The organism is Helicobacter pylori (assembly GCF_003636935.1).
GTDB classification, from domain to species: Bacteria; Campylobacterota; Campylobacteria; order Campylobacterales; family Helicobacteraceae; genus Helicobacter; species Helicobacter pylori_CH.
In genome coordinates this window covers 214,282-235,515 of sequence record NZ_MVVH01000002.1, presented here as the reverse complement: position 1 = coordinate 235,515, position 21,234 = coordinate 214,282, and the positions used below count along the sequence as shown (strand labels likewise).

General features: G+C 39.4%; 21 protein-coding genes and 1 tRNA gene. 7 read left to right on the top strand and 15 right to left on the bottom strand.

The window, feature by feature from the left end:
• The first annotated feature begins 11 nt into the window (after positions 1 to 11).
• Genes EAL87_RS02690 through EAL87_RS02680 form a run of 3 tightly spaced genes read left to right on the top strand, consistent with a single transcriptional unit; the run spans position 12 to position 2,388 of the window.
• On the top strand, positions 12 to 662 hold the full coding sequence (locus EAL87_RS02690; protein ID WP_120912867.1) for a UPF0323 family lipoprotein: 651 nt from the start codon (positions 12 to 14) through the stop codon (positions 660 to 662).
• A 23-nt stretch (positions 663 to 685) separates the two neighbouring features.
• Positions 686 to 1,858, top strand: coding sequence for a glutathionylspermidine synthase family protein (locus tag EAL87_RS02685; protein WP_120912866.1), 1,173 nt, complete (start codon positions 686 to 688; stop codon positions 1,856 to 1,858).
• Positions 1,858 to 2,388 carry a PepSY-associated TM helix domain-containing protein gene (locus tag EAL87_RS02680; protein WP_120912865.1) on the top strand — a complete coding sequence of 177 codons (531 nt, stop codon included), beginning with the start codon at positions 1,858 to 1,860 and terminating at the stop codon, positions 2,386 to 2,388. Before EAL87_RS02685 ends, EAL87_RS02680 begins: the two co-directional genes overlap by 1 nt.
• Positions 2,389 to 3,161: 773 nt before the next feature.
• Here EAL87_RS02680 and hcpE read toward each other — a convergent pair.
• From hcpE to EAL87_RS02615, 12 genes are all read right to left on the bottom strand, one after another.
• Positions 3,162 to 4,229: a Sel1-like repeat protein HcpE gene (gene hcpE, locus EAL87_RS02670; RefSeq protein WP_120912864.1), complete on the bottom strand. Its 1,068-nt coding sequence runs from the start codon at positions 4,227 to 4,229 to the stop codon at positions 3,162 to 3,164.
• A 93-nt stretch (positions 4,230 to 4,322) separates the two neighbouring features.
• Complete coding sequence (locus tag EAL87_RS02665; protein ID WP_120912863.1) at positions 4,323 to 4,706, bottom strand: c-type cytochrome; 384 nt, start codon at positions 4,704 to 4,706, stop codon at positions 4,323 to 4,325.
• Positions 4,706 to 5,626, bottom strand: a complete 921-nt coding sequence (gene hemC, locus EAL87_RS02660) for a hydroxymethylbilane synthase (protein WP_120912862.1) — start codon at positions 5,624 to 5,626, stop codon at positions 4,706 to 4,708. The genes EAL87_RS02665 and hemC overlap by 1 nt, the downstream gene beginning before the upstream one ends.
• Before the next feature lie 9 nt (positions 5,627 to 5,635).
• Complete coding sequence (proS, locus tag EAL87_RS02655; protein WP_120912861.1) at positions 5,636 to 7,369, bottom strand: proline--tRNA ligase; 1,734 nt, start codon at positions 7,367 to 7,369, stop codon at positions 5,636 to 5,638.
• 3 nt (positions 7,370 to 7,372) lie between these two features.
• Positions 7,373 to 8,716, bottom strand: coding sequence for a glutamyl-tRNA reductase (gene hemA / locus EAL87_RS02650; RefSeq protein WP_120912860.1), 1,344 nt, complete (start codon positions 8,714 to 8,716; stop codon positions 7,373 to 7,375).
• Positions 8,716 to 9,639, bottom strand: coding sequence for a polyprenyl synthetase family protein (locus tag EAL87_RS02645; protein ID WP_120912859.1), 924 nt, complete (start codon positions 9,637 to 9,639; stop codon positions 8,716 to 8,718). The genes hemA and EAL87_RS02645 overlap by 1 nt, the downstream gene beginning before the upstream one ends.
• Positions 9,640 to 9,648: 9 nt before the next feature.
• Entirely contained in the window at positions 9,649 to 10,044 is a 396-nt protein-coding gene (locus EAL87_RS02640) for a hypothetical protein (RefSeq protein WP_001004116.1), read from the bottom strand.
• A complete protein-coding gene (locus EAL87_RS02635; protein WP_120912858.1) occupies positions 10,037 to 10,321 on the bottom strand; it encodes a DUF2018 family protein in 285 nt (94 codons plus the stop codon). Before EAL87_RS02635 ends, EAL87_RS02640 begins: the two co-directional genes overlap by 8 nt.
• Positions 10,322 to 10,341: 20 nt before the next feature.
• Positions 10,342 to 10,776: a DNA starvation/stationary phase protection protein gene (dps, locus tag EAL87_RS02630; RefSeq protein ID WP_000846455.1), complete on the bottom strand. Its 435-nt coding sequence runs from the start codon at positions 10,774 to 10,776 to the stop codon at positions 10,342 to 10,344.
• 204 nt (positions 10,777 to 10,980) lie between these two features.
• Entirely contained in the window at positions 10,981 to 12,126 is a 1,146-nt protein-coding gene (flgS, locus tag EAL87_RS02625; RefSeq protein ID WP_120912857.1) for an acid survival sensor histidine kinase, read from the bottom strand.
• Positions 12,123 to 12,440, bottom strand: a complete 318-nt coding sequence (locus EAL87_RS02620) for a hypothetical protein (protein ID WP_120912856.1) — start codon at positions 12,438 to 12,440, stop codon at positions 12,123 to 12,125. Before EAL87_RS02620 ends, flgS begins: the two co-directional genes overlap by 4 nt.
• The gene (locus tag EAL87_RS02615; RefSeq protein ID WP_120912855.1) at positions 12,437 to 13,462 is read right to left on the bottom strand and encodes a flagellar basal body P-ring protein FlgI; all 1,026 of its coding nucleotides are present in this window, start codon (positions 13,460 to 13,462) and stop codon (positions 12,437 to 12,439) included. Before EAL87_RS02615 ends, EAL87_RS02620 begins: the two co-directional genes overlap by 4 nt.
• A gap of 189 nt (positions 13,463 to 13,651) precedes the next feature.
• Here EAL87_RS02615 and EAL87_RS02610 point away from each other — a divergent pair, with 189 nt between their 5' ends.
• Genes EAL87_RS02610 through EAL87_RS02600 form a run of 3 tightly spaced genes read left to right on the top strand, consistent with a single transcriptional unit; the run spans position 13,652 to position 16,791 of the window.
• Entirely contained in the window at positions 13,652 to 15,130 is a 1,479-nt protein-coding gene (locus EAL87_RS02610) for a DEAD/DEAH box helicase (protein ID WP_120912882.1), read from the top strand.
• Between the two features lie 20 nt (positions 15,131 to 15,150).
• Positions 15,151 to 16,245 (top strand): prohibitin family protein, encoded by a 1,095-nt coding sequence (locus EAL87_RS02605; protein ID WP_120912854.1) that lies wholly within the window; start codon positions 15,151 to 15,153, stop codon positions 16,243 to 16,245.
• Positions 16,246 to 16,251: 6 nt separating this feature from the next.
• Positions 16,252 to 16,791, top strand: coding sequence for a DUF2393 domain-containing protein (locus EAL87_RS02600; protein ID WP_120912853.1), 540 nt, complete (start codon positions 16,252 to 16,254; stop codon positions 16,789 to 16,791).
• 71 nt (positions 16,792 to 16,862) lie between these two features.
• Here the strand turns inward: EAL87_RS02600 and EAL87_RS02595 are convergent, their stop codons facing one another.
• The 3 genes from EAL87_RS02595 to EAL87_RS02585 form a co-directional block, all read right to left on the bottom strand.
• A complete protein-coding gene (locus EAL87_RS02595; protein ID WP_120912852.1) occupies positions 16,863 to 18,413 on the bottom strand; it encodes a dipeptide ABC transporter ATP-binding protein in 1,551 nt (516 codons plus the stop codon).
• Between the two features lie 9 nt (positions 18,414 to 18,422).
• Positions 18,423 to 19,445 carry an ABC transporter permease gene (locus EAL87_RS02590; protein ID WP_000116882.1) on the bottom strand — a complete coding sequence of 341 codons (1,023 nt, stop codon included), beginning with the start codon at positions 19,443 to 19,445 and terminating at the stop codon, positions 18,423 to 18,425.
• Positions 19,446 to 19,551: 106 nt separating this feature from the next.
• Positions 19,552 to 19,627: transfer RNA gene (locus EAL87_RS02585), tRNA-Ala, on the bottom strand.
• A gap of 158 nt (positions 19,628 to 19,785) precedes the next feature.
• Between EAL87_RS02585 and hopF the strand changes: the two genes are divergently transcribed.
• Positions 19,786 to 21,228 (top strand): Hop family outer membrane protein HopF, encoded by a 1,443-nt coding sequence (hopF, locus tag EAL87_RS02580; RefSeq protein ID WP_120912851.1) that lies wholly within the window; start codon positions 19,786 to 19,788, stop codon positions 21,226 to 21,228.
• The last annotated feature ends 6 nt before the right edge of the window (positions 21,229 to 21,234 follow it).

Below are 21,234 nucleotides of genomic sequence, written 5' to 3'. Positions count from 1 at the left end.
AGGCTATTCTCATGAAAAAACCCTACAGAAAGATTTCTGATTATGCGATTGTGGGTGGTTTGAGCGCGTTAGTGATGGTGAGCATTGTGGGGTGTAAGAGCAACGCTGATGACAAACCCAAAGAGCAGAGCCATTTAAGCCAAAGCGTTCAAAAAGGCGCGTTTGTGATTTTAGAAGAACAAAAGGATAAATCTTACAAGGTCGTTGAAGAATACCCTAGCTCAAGAACCCACATTATAGTGCGCGATTTGCAAGGCAATGAACGCGTGTTGAGCAATGAAGAGATTCAAAAGCTCATCAAAGAAGAAGAAGCCAAAATTGATAACGGCACGAGCAAGCTTATCCAGCCTAATAATGGGGGTGGGAGTAATGAAAGCTCAGGCTTTGGCTTGGGGAGCGCGATTTTAGGGAGCGCGGCGGGGGCGATTTTAGGGAGTTATATTGGCAATAAGCTTTTCAATAACCCTAATTATCAGCAAAACGCCCAACGGACCTACAAATCCCCACAAGCTTACCAACGCTCTCAAAATTCCTTTTCTAAAAGTGCACCCAGTGCTTCAGGCGTGGGCGGAGCGAGTAAGGGGCAGAGCGGGTTTTTTGGCTCTAGTAGGCCTACTAGCTCGCCGGCGGTAAGCTCTGGGACAAGGGGCTTTAACTCATAATTTAATCTATTCAAGGCTAAAAAATGCAAGTGATTCCTTTAAAACCTTTAGACAATAAGACCTTAGAAGAAATTGGTTTAGATTGGCACACTAATGACGACATGTCATCTTATATCGCTGATGAAATGGTGGTTGTTTCTCAAAAAGAAGCGGATGCTTATTATGACGCTTGTAATGAGCTTTATGACATGTTTGTAGAGACGGCTGAAGAGGCCATTAAAAACGATCGCTTTTTTGAATTGGATATTCCTAACGCGCTCATTCCTATGATCAAACAGAGTTTTGAAGAAGAAGTGCATTGGCATATTTACGGGCGCTTTGATTTAGCCGGAGGGCTTGATGGCAAGCCCATTAAATTATTGGAATTTAACGCTGATACCCCTACCATGCTCTATGAAACGGCGGTGATTCAATGGGCGTTACTCAAAGCCAATGGCTATGATGAAAACAAGCAATTCAATAACCTCTATGAAGCGCTTGGCGAAAATTTCAAACGCATGGTAACTTTGGGCGAAGACACGAGCCGTTTTGAGGAAATGTATGAGGGGTGGAAAATCCTTTTTTCAAGCGTTAGGGGGAATATTGAAGAAGAGCGTACCATGCGTTTTTTGCAAGATGCTGCTCAGAGCGTGGGGTTTGAAACGGATTTTTCTTACATTGATGAGGTGGAGTTCAATGCAGAAGAGGGCGTGTTTAAAAACGGCTTGAATTATGAATTTCTATTCAAATTAATCCCATGGGAAAACATCGCTATTGATGAGCCAGAATTGGCCCTTTTGATGCAAAGCATGATGGAAAATAAAAACACGATTTTTTTAAACCCGGCTTATACGATCCTTTTCCAATCCAAGCGTTTTTTAAAACTCTTATGGGACAGATACCCCAACCACCCCTTATTGTTAGAAACGAGCTATGAACCTTTAGCCCATAAAAAGCAAATCAAAAAAGTGGCTTTTGGTAGGGAAGGGGCGAATAGTGAAATCTTTGAAGCTTCCATGCAATCGCTTTTGAAAACGGATGGCGTTTATTCTAACCACAAGCCCGTTTATCAAGAGTTTTACGAGCTCAATTCGCATAACGGGTTGTATTACCAGCCTAATGTGTTTTTTGCTTATGAATCTTGCGCGCTAGGGTTTAGAAAAGGGGGGTTGATCTTGGATAATTTTTCTAAATTCGTGAGCCACAGGTTGCAATAATGACCGCAATGATGCGTTATTTTCACATCTATGCGACCACTTTTTTCTTCCCTTTGGCGCTTCTTTTTGCGGTTAGCGGGCTTTCATTGCTCTTTGGGGTACGCCAAGATACTGGCGCTAAGATCAAAGAGTGGGTTTTAGAAAAATCTTTAAAAAAAGAAGAACGATTGGACTTTTTAAAAGACTTTATAAAAGAAAACCATATCGCTATGCCTAAAAAGATAGAGTCTAGAGAGCATAGAGGAGTGTTAATCATTGGCACGCCTTTGTATGAAATCAACCTTGAAACTAAAGGCGATCAAACAAAAATCAAAACCATTGAAAGGGGCTTTTTAGGTGCACTCATCATGCTGCATAAGGCTAAAGTGGGCGTTGTGTTTCAAGCGCTTTTGGGGATTTTTTGCGTGTTTTTATTGTTGTTTTACTTGAGCGCGTTTTTAATGGTGGCTTTTAAGGACACTAAACGCATGTTTATAAGCGTTTTGATAGGGAGTGTGGTGTTCTTTGGAGCGATCTATTGGTCTTTGTAGGGTTTTAAATATCAGCTCTGTTTTGGATATTGGTTATGAAATCTAAAAAATACCTTTTGGGTGTTTTGACAACCAAAATAAAAAAGCTTGCGAAAGCGATAATTTCTCATAACGCGCTCTTAGGGGATTAGGAGAATTTAGTTTTGGGTTTGAAGAGGGCGTTAAAGTGCAAAATACCCCCTTATGAGTTTAAAAACCCCATTTTTTAAAAAATTAAAGAATAACTAAACCAACACAAAAAACCCCTAAAACTCTATCTTTAAACTAAAAGCGTTTTTATCTGTCTCATCTGACAACATTTTTTAAAAGAACGCTTGAAATTTAACTATTTTTCGTTATTTTTATCAAGTCTTTTTATAGTGTGTGCGCATACCGCTTTATTATTGTGTAATTCGTGTTTATAGCGTGCTTATAATAACAACCACACAAAAGCCATAAATTAAAGCCATTGAAAAAACACGACCAAACGCATATCTATCCCATAGCGCAAAAACACGCTAAAACATTTTTATTTTATAGGACTTTTAAACCTAAAACCCACTTCAAGCTAACCTAACAAAAATTTATACTATAAAAACACACTAACAAACACAACCAAACAACCGCAAAAACATTCAAAAAGTTTTCTTTTTGAAAATAGACAAAGCCCTAAAAACACTAAAGATTAAAAAATTAATAGGGGGGATTTCTGCTTTGGTTTTTAAAAACAGAGCCAAATCTTTGAAAGGTTTTGAGTCAAACACGATGATAATTTAGGGGATTGATTGAATTTTTCAATACCCCCTGAGTTTAGTGAGGTTTTCGCATGCTTGTTTCATGCCTAATTTACAGCCCTTGTCATAAATCATGATAGCGTTTTCTTTATCTTTCATGTTGTAATACATGCCCGCTAGAGCGAAGCAACCCACTTCATCGCCCATATCGCAACCCCTTTCATAATTATCAAGGGCTTTCCTCAAGTCTTTTGGAACAGAGTCCCCTTGGGAATACATAAAGCCCATCCTAGAGCAGCTCACCGCGCTCCCCATATCGCATGCTTGTTTGAAATAATTAAAAGCCTTTTGGGGATCTTTTTTGACATACCTGCCTAACATATACATAGAGCCTAAACTCGCGCAACCACCAGAATTGTTTAATCCGCAAGCTTTTTGCAAATAATCAAACGCTACTTCAAAATCTTCATCAAGCCCTGCATCGCCATTTTCAAACAAACTCCCTAACGCGCGACAAGCCTGCCCATCATCCAATCGGCACGCTTTCAAATAATAGATGACGGCTTTATGGTTGCTTTGTTTGACTTCTAAAAAGCCTTTTTCATAAGCCACGCCTAAAACATAACACCCCTTAGCCATATCAAAATTACAGCTTTTTTGGTAGTAGGTAACCGCTTGATCGGCATTGCCTTTGATTTTTCGGTCATAAATAATGCCTAAATTGTAGCAACTCTCAGGGTGTTTTAAAACGCATGCTTTAGCGTAAGCGTCAATGGCTTCTTGATAATTTTGAGTCGTGCCTAACCCCTCATCATAAAGCCCCCCTAAACCAAAACACCCTTCCCTATCATCAGCTTGGCATGCGGTTTTATAATATTCTAGGGCTTTTTTATAATCTATTCTAGTGCCTTGCCCGTTTTCATAAATGATTCCTAATTGCGTGCAACCTTCACTCACCCCATCGTTGCATGCTTTTTTAAAATAAAATGTAGCTTTAGAATAATTCCCGCTTTTATAGGCTCTTTCAGCAACCCCCAAAAAACTATTGTCTTGTTTCCCCCATAAATGGGCGTTCAAGCTCCAAAAAAATAACCCACAAACTAATATTTTTAAAATTTTGACACTCATTTCTTCCTTCTTTTAAATTCTGATTTTTAGAACCCTCTTTTAATCAAAACAAAAAATGCAACGCTCCATTTTAACATAAATCAAGCGCTTTGATTAAGGCTTGGAAGGATCTTTACTTTCCTCTTTACGCCCTTCTTTATGCTCTAAAGAGGTGATGTAGAGGTAAATCGCTTGGATTTCTTCTAAATTCAAGTTGTATTTAGGCATCATGCCTTTGCCAAAACTCAAGGCGTCTTTAAAGGTTTTAAAATCTAAATGGTTGATTTTAGGGGCGTAGAGGATTTTTTTTTCGCCTTTTTCATAATAAAAGGTGATTTCTTGTTTTTCGCCTTTAATGCCATGGCATTTCGCGCACGCAATACCCCTAGGGTTTTTATAAAGAGCCAGCCCGTATTCCCAATCAGAGATGAAATCCGCTTCTTTAGCGCCTAAACTTAACCACCACAAGAACAAAACTAGCGCGATAAACAAACGCATTAAAACAATTGCGCCTTTTCTAAAATCTCTTTCGCTCCGCTTTGTAAAAACGCTTCTAAAAGCTCTTGCACCAAATCAAACGCCTTATTTTTATCCCCTTGCTTTTCTTTAGTGATGACTTCTTTCCCGTTAGGCAAGCCCAAAACCGCCTGGATTTTAACCCTATCGCCCATTAAACTCGCATGCACGCCAACAGGGATCTGACACCCCCCATTAAGCCCTTTGATAAACTCCCTTTCTAAATGGCAACAAAACGCGCTTTCTTCATCGTTGAGTTTTTGAAGCACAATAAAATGCTTGTGGTTTTTGAGCATTTCTACCCCTAAAGCCCCCTGACCCATGCTAGGAATCATTTCTTCTACGCTAAAAGCCTTGCGGTATTTCGCCCCTTGAATTTCTAAACGCTGCAGTCCGGCTTCAGCTAAAATGATAGCGTCAAATTCACCGCATTCAAGCTTTTTCAAACGGGTTTGGACATTCCCCCTTAAGCTTTCTGTGTCTAGATCCTGGCGCTTCAGTTTGATTTGCATGGAGCGTCTTAAAGAAGTCGTGCCAACCTTTGCCCCTTTAGGCAAACTCATCAAATCAGGGAATTTCACGCTCAAAAAAGTGTCCCTCACATCAGCCCTTTTAGTGATGCATGCCAAGTCTAACCCCTTTTCAAACACGACCGGCACGTCTTTTAAAGAATGCACCGCCAAATCAATGGCGCCTTTTAAAAGCAATTCTTCTAATTCCTTAGTGAATAGCCCCTTACCGCCAATCTTATTTAAAGGGGTGTCTAAGATTTTATCGCCTTTAGTCTTAACGATTTGAATTTCGCTTTCTATAGAGCATTCTTTTTTCAGGCGTTCTTTAATGTGATTCGCTTGCCATAAGGCTAATTCGCTCCCCCTAGAGCCAATCACTAATTTTCCCACTCAATCCCCTTATTCGCTCGCTAACATTTCTAAAATTTTTTCTTCTAATTCGGTGTCTTTAAGCGTTTGTTTTTCCAAATTCGCGCGTTTGATGCATTCAAATTCTTTATTCTCTAAAGTTTGTTTCCCAACAATTAGCACTAACCGTTCCCCAATCAATTCAAAATCCCTCATCTTCGCCCCAAAACGCGCGTCTCTGTCATCTAACAGCACATCAACGCCCTTTTGAAGCAACCTTTCATACACTTCAAAAGCGAGTTTTTTTTGCGCTTCATCTTTCAAATTAGAAACCACGATCACCACATCAAAAGGAGCGGTATTTTTCGTCCACACACAGCCTAGATCATCGCTTTTTTGCTCCAAAATCGCGCTGAGTAATCGGCTAATGCCTATCCCATAGCACCCCATTTCAAAAAATTGCTCCTTACCATTCTTATCCAAGAAACTAGCCTTCAAGCTTTTAGCATAGCCTTGCCCGAGTTTGAAAATATGCCCCACTTCCAAGCTTTTATGGTATTTCAACGCTCCTTGACAATTAGGGCAACAATCGCTCTCTTTAACCTGGACAATATCCGCATAAACAAGATTTTCAAACCCTTTTAAATCCACGCCCACTGCATGAAAATCCTTTTCATTAGCCCCAGCGATCAAGCAATCGCCCTCTTTTAAATCTCCATCAAAAATAATGTAAGAAACATGCTTTTTCAAGCCATAAGGCCCTATAAATCCCGCTATTAACCCTGCGTGGTTTAAATCTTCTTCATTGGCCTCTCTTAACTCTAAAGCGTTCGCCCCTAAAAAATTTAAGGCGTTTAGGGCTTTAGTCTCTTCTAAATTGTCATCGCCCCTAACAAAAAAGCACGCTAGGGTTTCTTTATCTTTGTGGATCACTTTTCTAACAAGCGCTTTTAAAATAAAATAAGGCTCTGTTTTAAAAAATTCCGCCACGCTTTGAGCGCTGGTGGTATTAGGGGTAGGGAATTTCGCTAATTGCGCTTTGGGGACATTTAAAGGCTCAGGTCTTTTAGAGCGTTTAGCGATTTCAATATTGGCGGCATAATCGCAATTTTGACACACCACAATCGTGTCTTCCCCGCATTCTGTTAAAACGACAAATTCCCTGCTTTTACTCCCCCCAATCGCCCCGCTATCCGCTTCCACAATGCGAAAATCCAAACCCAAGTCGCTTAAAATCTCTTTATAAGCGCTTTGCGTGTTTAAAAATTCCTTATCCAAGCTCTCAGCGTCTTCATGAAAGCTATAACCATCTTTCATGATAAATTCCCTCGCTCTCACCAACCCGAATCGTGGGCGGATTTCATCACGGAATTTCGTGTGGATTTGATAGAGATGCACGGGTAATTGCTTGTAGCTTTTAATGAAATTAGCGGCAATTTCGGTAATATTTTCTTCTAAAGTGGGGCTTAAAACAAAATCATTGTCTTTGCGGTCTTTAAAAACCAGCAATTCCTTGCCGTATTTATCCAAACGGCCTGATTTTTCCCACAAACTTGCCAAAACCACAAAACTCATTAAAATATTTTGCGCCCCATGCTCTTGCATGCGTTTGTGCGTGATGTTTTCTATTTTATCCAGCACTTTTTTAGCTAAGGGCAAAAAATTATAGATCCCACTTCCTACTTGATAAATGTATCCTGCTTGAGCTAAGTGCTTATGGCTTTTTAACACGGCATCTTTTGGGGGTTCTTTGAGAGTGGGGGCAAAAAGTTTTGAAAACAGCATGCATTATTCCTCGTAATATTCGCATTTATAGAGATTCAAATTCTGGGCATGACAAGCACTAGATTTGTCTAAATTAAACAAGTTTTTAATCGCGCCCACAAACACATCGGATTCTTCTTTTTGAGCGTTCTTTTTTAAGGCGATAGTAGGGTGGTGTAAAAAGGTGTTGAAAGCGTTGTGCAAGATCTTTTCAATATTGCCTTCGTATTCTTTAGGCACATAGCGTTTTTTGAGTGCCTTTTGCAATTCCTTTTGGGCTGAAATCCTAGCCAATTCCCTTAAATCCTTAATCAAAGGCTCTATTTCTAAACTTTGGATCCATTGGTAAAATTCCATTGTGGCAAGCCCTACAATCTCATAAGCTTTCGTCCTACTCTCTTGCCTGTTTTCCACATTTTCCCTCACCATAGGCTCTAAATCATCCACGCTGTATAAGAAAATATTATTAAATACCGGTTTTTCAATATTCCGTGGCACGGCCAAATCAAACCAAAAACGCCTGAAAATCGTTTCTTTTAACATGGAATTTCGCACGATAAAATTCGGCGAAGAAGTGGCGCAAAAAAGCAGTTCGTATTCATTGATATAAGCGTTTAAATTTTCTACATTTTGAAAGCCCACTTTTTTAGGCTCTTCTAATTCCTTGAAAAAATCTTCAAATTTAGCCGCATTACGCCCTAAAATAAGCACTTCAAATTGCTTGTTTAAAAGGTGTTTGATGACTAATTGAGCCATCTCGCCAAGCCCTATCACAAGGGCTTTTTTATCCTTAATCCTTTCTTTTTCAAAAATATTAAGCGCTTCTTTGACCGCTACTGAAGAGATGGAGACCCCTTGCTTGGAAATGCCGGTTAGATTGCGCACTTTAGCGGCGCATTTGAAAGCAAAATGGAGCAATCGGGTTAAATCTTTGGAGCAAAATTTCTCTTCAAAAGCGAATTTATAGGCGTTTTTCATCTGCCCTGTGATTTGAGTTTCCCCCACCACTAGGCTATCCAAACTGCTGCACACGCTAAAGACATGATGGACCGCACTTTCATCAACGCTCATTAAAACGCATTTTTCTAAATCAGACACGCTCATTTTTTTATTTTGAGCCAAAATCTTTAATAGTGCGTTTTTTTGTTCATGAGTATTAGCGCCGTGTTTTAGGCTCGCATAGATTTCAAAGCGATTGCATGTGGATAATACCATGCACTCTTTGATATTGGGGCAGTGGTTTTTGATGGTTTGTAAAAATTCTTTAAGCGTTGCGCTCGAATTGATAGCGAGTTTTTCTCGCATTTCTAAGCTCATGCTTTTATGCGTAAAGGCTAGGATGAAATATTTTGTGGTTTCTAACTCCATTAAAAAGTCCTGTAAATGACATCTTGCGCTAGTTTTTCTAAAATCAAATTGTTTTCCCCTTTAATGGCTTCAAGGGCTTTGTTAGAATAAACTTGAGCGATCTTAAGGGTTTCTTCTATGATAGCATATTGCTTGAATTTTTCCTTAGTCCATTCAATGATTTCATCGTTATCTTGTTTGAAATAAGAAATTAAAAGCCCTTGCTCGCTCTTATTGAGTTTTTCATATAAAAGCAAGTAGGGTAAAGTGGTTTTGCCTTCTTTAAAATCGCTAAAATTGGGCTTGCCTAGAGTTTTGGCGTCTTGAGTGATGTCTAATAAATCGTCAATGATTTGAAACGCCATGCCAAAATGCAATCCAAAATCCGCATACATTTTGGCGTCTTTATCCAAAAGAATCGCCATGCTTTTTAGGCTCGCTTCTATAAAGTGTGCGGTCTTGTCTTCTAAAATGCGCCAGTATTTTTGTTTGTCGCTATTAAAACTTTCTCCCACAAACACATCTTCAATCTCGCCCCTAGAGAGCCTTAAAACCGCATTAGAGAGGATTTGAGCGATTGCTTCGCCCATTTTGGATAGTTCAAAAAAGGCTTTAGAATAAAACACATCCCCAAGCATCACGGCGTTAAAATTCCCAAAAAGAGCGTTAATGCTGGGGAGTTTTCGGCGCATGGCCGCCTTGTCAATCACATCATCATGCAATAAGGAAGCGGTCTGTATCATTTCTACAATCGCGCACAAATTGAAGGCTTTATCCAATAAAATAGCGTCTGTTTTTTCGTCTAACAAAGCGAGCATGAGTTTGGAGCGCAGCATTTTTGAAGGGCCAATCTTAGAAAACAATGCATCGATAAAGCCGCTTTCTATTTCTTTGATCCAAGAAGCGATTTTATTTTGAATGGCTTGAAGTTGTTTTTCTTGCATGCAAATCCCTTAAGGCTCTTTAGGGGAAAAAACAAGGGGCATAAGGGCTAAAAGCTTTAAAGTGGCTTTATCTTCTTTAAAGTCTTTAAACACAAGCGACAGAGTGCTGTTAGAAGAAAATTTTTCTTCAAAAACTTTAAGGTTATAGGTGTTTCTCGCATGATCGGTGTATAAAATAAACTGGTAAGGGAAATGGTTAAAACGCATGTTGATGACTAAACCTTTATTTGCATATAGCGTCCAATAGAGCGTGATTTCTTTGGTTTGTTCATTTGAAGTGTCTTTGATGATCGCTTTAAACACTTCATCTTTTTTTAATTCTAGCGTTCTATCTATCCCATAATCAAGCCCAAACGCCTTTAAAAAAAAGAGAAATATCAAGCCATAGCGGATAAGCTCATTCATTCCCGCTAAGAATATTCGCCATGGATTGGATCACAATGTCCGTTTTCCTGCTCTCTATTGTTTGTTGCAACTCTTCATCAATTCTTAAAGCTTTAGCAAAAGATTCAAACTTTTCTTCTAAGTTCTCTTTTTCTATAAAAGTTTCCAAGAGAGCCAGAAGCTCTAAAAGCCTTTCTAGCTCTTTTTTAGAAAGCTTTTTGCTCGCATGAAAAATAATGTCATTCCACTTGTCTAAGGGGTTTCCCTCAAAAATTTCAAGCTCGCCGTAATCTCTCATGCTAGCTTCTTTTTGTTCGCTTAAGCCAAATGGGCTTCTAGCATCCAAATGGATTTTTGCAACTTGGCCAATTGATCGTCCGCATAAGTTACGGTGACTTTATCGCCTTCTTTTTCAGCGGTGTTAGAAAGCTCTTTAAATTCTTTTTCTAGGTGTTTGTAATCGCCTAGAATTTCTTTAAAGATGTCTTTAGAGTGGAAGCTCGTTTTAGTTTCTTCTTTAACGCGAGTGAGTTTGAGTGCTTCGGATAAAGTGACTAAGGGGTGGTGTCCTAATTGAGCGATCCTTTCAGCGAGATCATCAAACATGTCCGCAAACTCTTCATAAATTTCTTCAGTGGCTTTATGCACATTGAAAAAATCGGTGCCTTTCACATTCCAATGGAAGTTATGCACTTTCATAAATAACACGATCGCATCCGCTTGCAAATGTTTTAAAATTTCAAATGTTTTCATCAAAAGTCCTTTTTTAAAATTGTTTTAGGCTTTTATTTCATAAAAACCTTGATCGCTATCCTACACCAAAAGAGTTAATGAAACATTTTTTTGATCTTATTTTTGTCAAATATTGATAAACCCTATTCAATTTAATATCTTTTAATCTTTTTAAAATTTTGTTTTATCGTAAAAATCATTTTTTAATGGGGATAGTTATCCAAATCAAGAAGCGTTAAGGATCTTAATTTCAAAGGTTTTTTCTTGATTTTCTAACAGCGCAATGCTCCCTTCATGGGCTTTAACGACTTGTAAAGACAGGGCTAACCCTAGGCCATTACCCTTCAATTTAGTGGTTTCAAAAGGCTCAAATAAAGCGCTTTTGTTTTCCACTTCCTTGCCATTATCAATAATAGTGAAGACAATAAATTCATTTTGAATGAACGCTTTAATCTTCACCTGACCCTGTTCGCTCTCTTCTAATGCTTCAATCGCATCAATGGCGTTATACAAGAAATTTTGCAACACAATCCCCATTAAATCAAAGTCAAAAAACCCTTCTTCATCGCTGAAATGAAAAAGAAAATCAATGTCTTTAGAGTAAGTGTAGCAATTTAGGGCTTCTTTGAGATCGCTCTCTAGCGTTTTTAAACTTTGCTTGGTGCGGTTGGCTTGAATGCCTTTAGAAAAAAGCAAGGTGGCTTTAATGATCCTTTCTACGCGCCATAAAGCTTTTTGCAATTCTACAACAATGGGCTTAGTCTTTTCGTTCGCATGCTTTAATAACACTGAAGCTAAAAGAGAGATGGAGCCTACGGGGTTTCTGATCTCATGGGCTAAATGCGCTGAGATTTTCCCCATAGAAGCGAGCCGCTCTTGGCGTTTTTGAGCGCTAATATCGGTTGCGGTGATGATTTGCTTGCCTTGAATGCTGTTTTGCTGGACCAAATAGCTTTTATTTTCATGCTCAATTTCGGTATTAAAATTTTCTAATTTAGCCTTATTAAACACCTCATGGCTTTGATTGGCTAAAGAATTTTTATAAAAAAAGCTCCCGTTTTCATTCACCACCCAAATGGCTTGCGGTAAAATCTCTATGACCCATTCATAAAGGGCTTTATAATCCTTAAATTCCTTTTCTACCTTGTAGCTTTGTAAAATAAATTGGTTTAAAAGCCCTAGCAATTCTTGCATGTCTTTTTTGTTGGAAAAATTTTCTAATAAATCTTCGCTCTCTTTGGGTTTAAAATTTTCTAATGAAATCACATTATCTTCTTTTTTTAACAACCCCTTGAAAGGAGAAGCCTTATCAGAGTGTTTCAAATGGGAACGCTTTAAATAAGGGCGTTTTAAGCACTTGGATTTTCTCATGGTTTTTGTTTTTCTTGCTCTTTTAAGAAATTAAACAGCATTTCGCTATAGCCAAAATTCCCGCTCAATTCTTTAGAAAGCGTGTCCTTATACATAGACGCATAAATCTCATCGCCTGGGGCTTTAGGATACAAAGGGTTATCCATTTTCATGGCGGTATCTAGCATGAATTTTAAAAGCAACGCTTCAAAAGAATCGGTTTGTTCTTTGAGGAGCTTGTCGTTTTTAGTTTGAGCTAGCGTTTTTAATTTCTCTTTGCTCGCTAATTTAGAAACATGGTATTGCTCTAACATGGCTTTATTGTTGTTTATCATAGTATCTCCATTTCAGCGCTAATCGCGCCGCTTTTTTTTAGGGCTTGTAAGATTGAAACCATCCCCTTAGCGCTCACGCCAATTTTTTGTAAGGCTTTTACCACCCCGGCAATGGTGATGTTTTTCCCGTTAGAACTCAGCGTGTTATGAGCGGTATCCAAAGACATATTATCTAAAGCTTGCGTGTTTTTAGAATCATTTAAAGGCTCTTTAGTGATTTTAAGCGTGATGTCTTGGCTGGTAACCACTATCGGGTGCACCATTATATCTACTCCTGAAACGATCGTGCCTGATTTTTCATCTATAATGATCTTATTTTTCGCGCTGTAATTAATAGGGATTTCTTGCACTAAGGCTAAAAACTCCACCATAGAAAAACGCTCTGGGCGAGTGATTTGAATGGTTTTTGGATCTAACGCTATTGCTGCCCCTTTACCAAACACACTATTTAAAGTGTTTTGCACTTGGATAGCGTTTTTAAAATTGGGGTTTTTTAGGCTTAAAGTCATGGCGTTTTTATGGAACAAATCATACGAAACTTCTCTTTCAATAGTCGCCCCGTTGATGATGTTGGCTGAAAGCAAGTTATTGGAATTACCTGAAGTGATTGATCCTTGAGCGAGGGCGTAAATATTCCCATCTACCGCATTTAAAGGGGTCATCACTAAAGTCCCCCCTTGAATGGATTTTGCATCCCCAATAGAAGAAATGTGAATATCAATTTTATCGCCCTGTCTTGCAAAAGGGGGTAAAGAGGCTGTAATCATCACGGCAGCGACATTTTTAGATTTAATATCATCTGCAGAGATCTTAACATTCACGCTCTCTAGCATGTTAGAAATGGATTGCATGGTGAATTTTGAGCCGGATTTATCCCCTGTGCCATTTAAGCCAATCACAAGCCCATAGCCAATCAGCTGGTTATCCCTTACGCCCACCACGCTCGCTATATCGCCTATTTTTTCGGCCAAAAGCTTATGAAAGGCTAATACAAAAATAAGCCACAAAAACACCCGTTTCAATCAAACCCTTTCTTTATTCCTTAAATTCTAATTATTTTAGCATAAGCCTTTTATAAAAACTTTAAACTTAATTGAGCGCATTTTTATGCTATACTCAAAAATCTTATAAACTTTAAATCAAAGATTTTAATTTTAGCCTTTTATTAGCTTTTTATGAAGTTTCAAATTAAATTGAGGTATGAATCTCCCATGGAATTGAATCAACCACCACTCCCTACAGAAATTGATGATGACGCTTATCATAAGCCGAGTTTTAATGATTTGGGCTTAAAAGAATCGGTTTTAAAATCCGTCTATGAAGCCGGCTTCACTTCCCCAAGCCCCATTCAAGAAAAGGCCATTCCGGCTGTTTTACAAGGCCGAGATGTCATCGCGCAAGCCCAAACAGGCACAGGAAAAACCGCTGCTTTCGCTCTGCCCATTATCAACAACCTTAAAAACAACCACACCATAGAGGCCTTAGTGATCACGCCCACTAGAGAATTAGCCATGCAAATTAGCGATGAGATTTTTAAATTGGGCAAACACACCAGGACTAAAACCGTGTGCGTGTATGGAGGCCAGAGCGTTAAAAAACAATGCGAATTTATCAAGAAAAACCCCCAAGTGATGATCGCTACACCAGGAAGGTTGTTGGATCATTTAAAAAACGAACGCATCCATAAATTTGTGCCTAAAGTGGTCGTTTTAGATGAAAGCGATGAAATGCTAGATATGGGGTTTTTAGACGATATTGAAGAGATTTTTGACTACCTCCCTAGCGAAGCGCAGATCTTGCTTTTTTCAGCCACGATGCCAGAGCCGATTAAAAGACTAGCGGATAAGATTTTAGAAAACCCTATTAAAATCCATATCGCTCCTTCTAATATCACCAACACCGACATCACCCAACGCTTTTATGTGATCAATGAGCATGAGAGATCTGAAGCGATCATGCGCCTTTTAGACACCCAAGCGCCCAAAAAGAGCATTGTTTTCATGCGCACTAAAAAAGAAGCCGATGAATTGCACCAATTCCTTGCTTCTAAAAATTACAAAAGCACCGCCTTGCATGGGGATATGGATCAAAGGGATCGGCACGCTTCTATCATGGCGTTTAAAAAAAATGACGCTGATGTGTTAGTGGCTACAGATGTGGCGAGCCGTGGGCTAGACATTAGCGGTGTAAGCCATGTGTTTAATTACCACTTGCCCCTAAACACTGAGAGCTATATCCATCGCATTGGCAGAACCGGAAGAGCAGGCAAAAAAGGCATGGCGATCACTTTAGTAACGCCCTTAGAATACAAAGAGCTTTTACGCATGCAAAAAGAAATTGATTCAGAGATTGAACTTTTTGAAATCCCTACCATCAACGAAAATCAGATCATCAAAACCTTGCATGACGCTAAAGTGTCTGAAGGGACTATCAGCCTTTATGAACAGCTTACCGAAATTTTTGAACCTTCTCAATTGGTGTTAAAACTTTTGAGCTTGCAGTTTGAAACCAGTAAAATTGGCTTAAACCAACAAGAAATTGATGCGATTCAAAACCCTAAAGAAAAAACGCCAAAACCCTCTCACAAAAAAACGCACAAGCCTGAGCAAGCGCGTTCTTTTAAAAAGAGCCACCACAAAGACAAACACCCTAAAACGAACCATTATTCTAAAAAACCCAAACGCCGTTAAAATATTAAAAAAGGAAATTCATGCCCATTGATTTGAACGAACATTTAAAAAAGAAAAATTCTCAAAGACCCCCAGACAACTCTGTGCCTAATGGGTCTAATAATGGGGGGCGTTTCATCCCGCCGTCTAACTCTTTTAATTCTAAAAAGCTATCGGTTTTAATTGTCATTGTCCTTTTAGGCGTTATCGCTTTTTTAGCCAAGCCTTTTGAAGTGATTAGCTCAGGAGAAATTGGCATTAAAATCACCGCCGGGAAATACGAACCCACCCCCTTACAGCCAGGAATCCACTTTTTTGTGCCTATCATTCAAGACATTCTTATTGTAGATACAAGGATCAGGAATATCAACTTTTCACGCACCGAAGACATGGGTGTGGCGGGTAAAAATCAAGGGATTTTTAGAAACGACGCTATTAATGTGATGGATAGTAGGGGTTTGACCGTTTCTATTGAACTCACCGTGCAATACCGCCTAAACCCCCAAACTACCCCCCAAACGATCGCTACTTATGGCTTGTCTTGGGAGCAAAAAATCATCAACCCTGTGGTGCGCGATGTGGTGCGCTCTGTCGTGGGGCGCTATCCGGCTGAAGATTTACCCATTAAGCGCAATGAAATCGCCGCTCTTATCAACAGCGGTATCAATAAAGAAGTCTCTAAACTCCCCAACACCCCTGTGGAATTAAGCTCTATCCAGTTACGAGAAATCGTTTTGCCCGCTAAGATCAAAGAGCAAATTGAAAAAGTCCAAATCGCGCGCCAAGAATCAGAAAGGGTGAAATACGAGGTGGAGCGCTCCAAACAAGAAGCTCAAAAACAAGCCGCTCTGGCTAAAGGGGAAGCGGACGCTAACAGGATTAAGGCTCAGGGCGTGGCGGATGCGATTGTGATTGAGGCTAAGGCAAAATCTCAAGCTAATTTAAGCATTTCACAAAGCTTGAGCGACAAGCTTTTAAGGCTGCGCCAAATTGAAGTTCAAGGTCAGTTTAATGAAGCGTTAAAAACGAACAATAACGCTCAAATCATGCTCACTCCAGGTGGGGCTGTGCCTAACATTTGGATTGACACTAAAAGTAAGGTTAAATCTAGTATCGCTGAGACTAAAGAGCCTTAAAAACGCATGGCATCTCTTGCCTTTATCCAAGCTTTTTTGGAGTCTTTTAAGGGCTTTTTAAGTCAAGCGACTTTAATTAGCGTTTTAACAGCGAGCGTTTTAATCCTTTTTTGTGCGGTTTTGCTCCTTTTAGCTCTGCTTTTAAAAAACCGCTGGGCTAGCTATATAGCAACAACAACTTTTTTGGGTGCGTTTTTGAGCATGCCTTTTGTTTTAAAATTTTTACTCACTCAAGCGATTTATCCCATAGAAACACGCATCTTGCACGCTAACCCTTTAAGCTATAGCAACGCCTTTTCTTTGCAAGTGGGAGTCAAAAACCATTCCAAATTCAGTTTAAACAAATGCGTTTTACGCCTAGAAGTGCTTAAAAACCCTCACAATTTTGTAGAAGAGCATGCTTTTAAATGGTTTGTCAAAAAAAGCTATGAAAAAACCTTTAAAGAAAAGATTTTGTCCAAAGAATCTAAGGTGTTTTCATTCTTTATTGATAATTACCCTTATTCAAAAACAGCCCCCTATCAAGTTTCTTTGTTTTGTTTGTAGAAAGCTAAAAGATAACACCCATTAAAAAGCGATTAAAAACGCTAAAAGTATAAATTTTAAAATAGAGTTTTTTAAAGCCTGGATTCTAACAAACGCTTCGTATAAGCGTGTTTGGGGTTGTCAAACACCTCTTCAATAGCGCCTGTTTCTACGACTTTCCCCTCACTTATCACTAACACCTTATCGCAAAACGCTTTGATCACATCTAAATCATGGCTGATAAACAAATAGCTTAAATCCTGCTTTTCTTGTAAATCCAACAACAATTCCAACACGCTTTTTTGAATGCTTTTGTCTAAAGCAGAGGTTGGCTCATCTAAAAGAATGATTTTAGGTTTTAAGGCAATCGCTCTAGCGATCGCTACTCTTTGGCGTTCCCCTCCACTGAGCTCATAAGCGTAAAAGTTAAGCAATTCAGGGTTTAAACACACTTCTTCTAAACAAAGTTCAGCTAAATGGTGCCATTCTTCTTTGGAAGATTTAGGGTAAGCAAAGCGCAAAGCTTCTATTAAAATGCTTTGAATGCTTAAGCGAGGGTTTAATGAAGCGTAAGGGTCTTGAAACACCATTTGCAAGATCTTGCGGTAGGGTTTGAACGCCTTAGAATTTAAAAGCCCCACGCTTTGGCCTAAAATCTTTTCTTCCCCGCTATTTAAAGCGAGTTTTAAAAGCCCTAACGCTAGAGAGCTTTTCCCGCTCCCGCTTTCGCCAATGATGCCGATGTTTTCTTTGGCTTTGAGGGAAAAATTCACTGATGCAATAAGGGGTTTTTTTAAAGAAGGCCTAAAGAAGCGCTTTTGCAAGTAATAAACGCTAAAATCTTTTACTTCTAAAAGCGTCTCGTCTAGCGCTTTTAAATTTTTAGCGGGCAAGTTTGAAGCTTGAATCAAGAGTTTTGAATATTCATGCTTGGGGTCATTAAAAAGATCTTTAGTGGAATTGGTTTCTACTATTTCGCCTTTTTTTAGCACATAAACCCTATCAGCCAAGCGTTTGACCGCTTTTAAATCATGGCTAATGAATAAAAGGGCGATGTTTTTTTCCGTGCTCAATTGCTTGAGTAAGTCTAAAATCTGGTTTTGGATTTGCGCATCTAATGCGGTGGTAGGCTCATCGCAAATGAGCAGTTTGGGCGCATTAATAATGCCCATAGCGATACACACCCTTTGGCGCTGACCTCCGCTCAATTCATAAGGGTAACGATCCAAAAATTTTTCATCTAATTGGACTTGTTTCATGGCGTTTAAAACTTTTTCTTTAAGGAGCGTTTTAGAAGCGTTTTTATGGTGTAAAAAATAGGCTTCACTCATTTGTTTGCCGATTTTATGCAAGGGGTTTAGACTGGATAAGGGGTCTTGAGCGATGTAAGCGATCGCATTCCCCCTTAAATGCTGCATAAATTCTTCGCTTTCTTTTGAAAGGTTGGTTGTTTCAAACAGCACTTCGCCATTATGGGGTTTGAATCTAGGGTTTAAACGCATAATGATATTAGCGATAGAGCTTTTCCCGCTCCCGCTCTCGCCCACGATCGCCACCCTTTCGCTAGGATTTAACGAAATATTGATGTTTTGGAGCGAAAAATGCGCGTTTAAAACGCAGTTCAAGTTTTTGATTTCTAGCATGTAACCCCCTTATTTGAGCATGTTAGCGTTGAAAGCATCGCGCACCCCTTCGCCAATGAACACTAAAACAGAAAGCAACAAGCTAATGGCTACAAACGCAACGATGGCTAAATGGGGCGTGGTGAGATTATCCTTACCTTGATTGACCAATTCGCCCAAACTCGCGCTCCCTATAGGCATGCCAAAACCCAAAAAATCCAAAGACACTAAAGTGGAAATACTAGCCGCCATTAAAAACGGCACATAAGTGATCGTCGCCACTAAAGCATTGGGCAAAACATGGTAGAAAATGATTTTTAAATCATTCACCCCAAGCGCTCTAGCGGCTTTGGTGTAGTCCATATTCCTCGCTTTTAAAAACTCCGTGCGCACGACTTGAGAAAGCCCCATCCAGCTAAAGAGCAAGACTAAAAACAAGATGATCCAGAAATTAGAATTAAACGCGCTAGAAATCACAATGAGTAAAAAAAGCATGGGAATCGCGCTCCAAATCTCGCTCAATCTTTGCCCCAATAAATCCACTAACCCTCCATAATACCCCTGAAACGCTCCCAAACTCACGCCAATAAGAACGCTAAAAAGGGTGAGTAAAATCCCAAACACTAACGAAACCCGATAGCCATAAACCAGTCTGGCTAACACATCTCTGGCTTGATCGTCTGTGCCTAAAAGGTGTTTGAAGCTTGGGGGGGTGGGGGCAGGCGAGTCTAAATCCATAATGATCGTATCATAGCTATAAGGAATGAGCGCATGGATGATGAAAGCGTCTTTTAAAAGCGTGTTTTGCACATAAGGATCGTTATAGTCCGTAGGGGTGAAAAAATCGCCTCCAAACTCCACTTCCGCATAGTTTTTAAACATAGGGAAATACGCTTTATTGTCTTTATAGATGAATAAAGGGCGATCATTCACCCACAAGGGGGCTAAAAGAGAAAGCGCTAATAAAGCGATAAAAAGATAGAGTGAAAACACCGCCCGCTTATTCTTTTTAAAACTAAGAATACGCATTTTAAACAAACTGCTCACGCTCAAACTCCCTTGATGAAAAACAATTCCTAAGATTATAATTAATTATGGGTAATACTAGCAAGAAAATGGGTTTGATCAATAAAGTAAAAAGGATAAGCGTAATAAATGATGGTGGAGTGTAGGGGGTTCGAACCCCTGACCTCAACGCTGCCAGCGTTGTGCTCTCCCAACTGAGCTAACACCCCAAATAAAATTAAACAAGCATTATAACATTTTGCTTAAAAGATGTCAATTTGATGCTTTTTTGAAACGCTTAATAGCAAATTAAGAATGATTATCTTAAAATTAGAGAGTTTCTTTTATGGATTAAGTAAAATCACTTATCAAAGCAAAAAGGATATTTTTGAAAAACCACTCCTTTAAAAAAACGATCGCTCTTTTCTTACTAGCGAGCATGTCTTTGTGTAACGCTGAAGAAGACGGGGCGTTTTTTGTCATAGATTATCAAACGAGTTTGGCCAGACAGGAATTGAAAAATCCAGGCTTCACTCAAGCGCAAGAATTAAAGCAACTCATTAGAGATGGGGCTGTGAGGTTGCAAACTTCTGCCATTCCCTTATCCTACTACTTGGATATTTTAGGGAATAAAACAAAAATTCTTTTGAGTGAAAGCCTGAAAAACAATGTGCAACCATCGCAACCAAACGGACAACCCAACCAAGCTTTAGTCAATTTAGAGCAATCTCTAGGGATTTTAGGAAAACTACTAGATCTATCCCAACAATACGCTAATCAGGGTGTCATTAAGCCTTTGGTGGTGGATGTGGGGAAAGAGCAAATCGGTATCACTGATAGCATGCTCTTAGTGGCTCAAAACATCGTTTTAGCTTTAGGGCAAGTGGATTTGAGTAAAATCCAACAAAACAATAACGAACAGCTATACGAAAATATCATGAAAGTCATGCTTTTAGGCGCAGGCGGGACTAATGGAGCGTATAACGGCGTGAGCGTGGGCGATATTGCCACAGGCATGCAAAATTTTTCTTCGCAAACGGGCTTGATAGGGGCTAATTCTACGGTTAGCGAGCTCAACGCTTTGATTAAGAGCGGGATTTCTTTAGATCGTGAGACTTTGGGGTTAGGGAGTTTTATTGAAAAAAATATTTGTAGCGGTGCATCGTCTTGTTTTACTGGGGGTCAGCTTATTTATAAGAAAGGGCTAGATAGAACCATAAACATCATTAATACGAGCTTGAATCAGTTTGAATATTCGGCTAGTTCTCTTTATAAGATTTCTTATATCCCTAATCTCTTTTCGCTCAAAGATTATCAGTCAGCGAGTATGAACGGCTTTGGGGCTAAGATGGGTTATAAACAATTTTTCACCCATAAGAAAAATATTGGCTTAAGGTATTATGGGTTTTTGGATTATGGCTATGCGAATTTTGGCGATACGAATTTAAAAGTGGGAGCGAATCTTGTTACTTATGGGGTAGGAACGGATTTTTTATACAATGTGTATGAACGCTCTAGAAGGAGGGAAAGGACTACAATCGGTCTTTTCTTTGGCGCTCAAATTGCAGGGCAGACTTGGAGCACGAATGTAACGAACTTGTTGAGCGGGCAAAGGCCTGATGTCAAGTCCAGTTCGTTCCAATTCTTGTTTGATTTGGGCGTGCGCACCAACTTTGCAAAAACCAATTTCAATAAGCATAGGCTGGACCAAGGGATAGAATTTGGGGTGAAAATCCCTGTTATCGCTCATAAATATTTTGCAACCCAAGGCTCAAGCGCGAGCTATATGAGGAATTTTAGCTTCTATGTGGGCTATTCAGTCGGTTTTTAAGGAAGG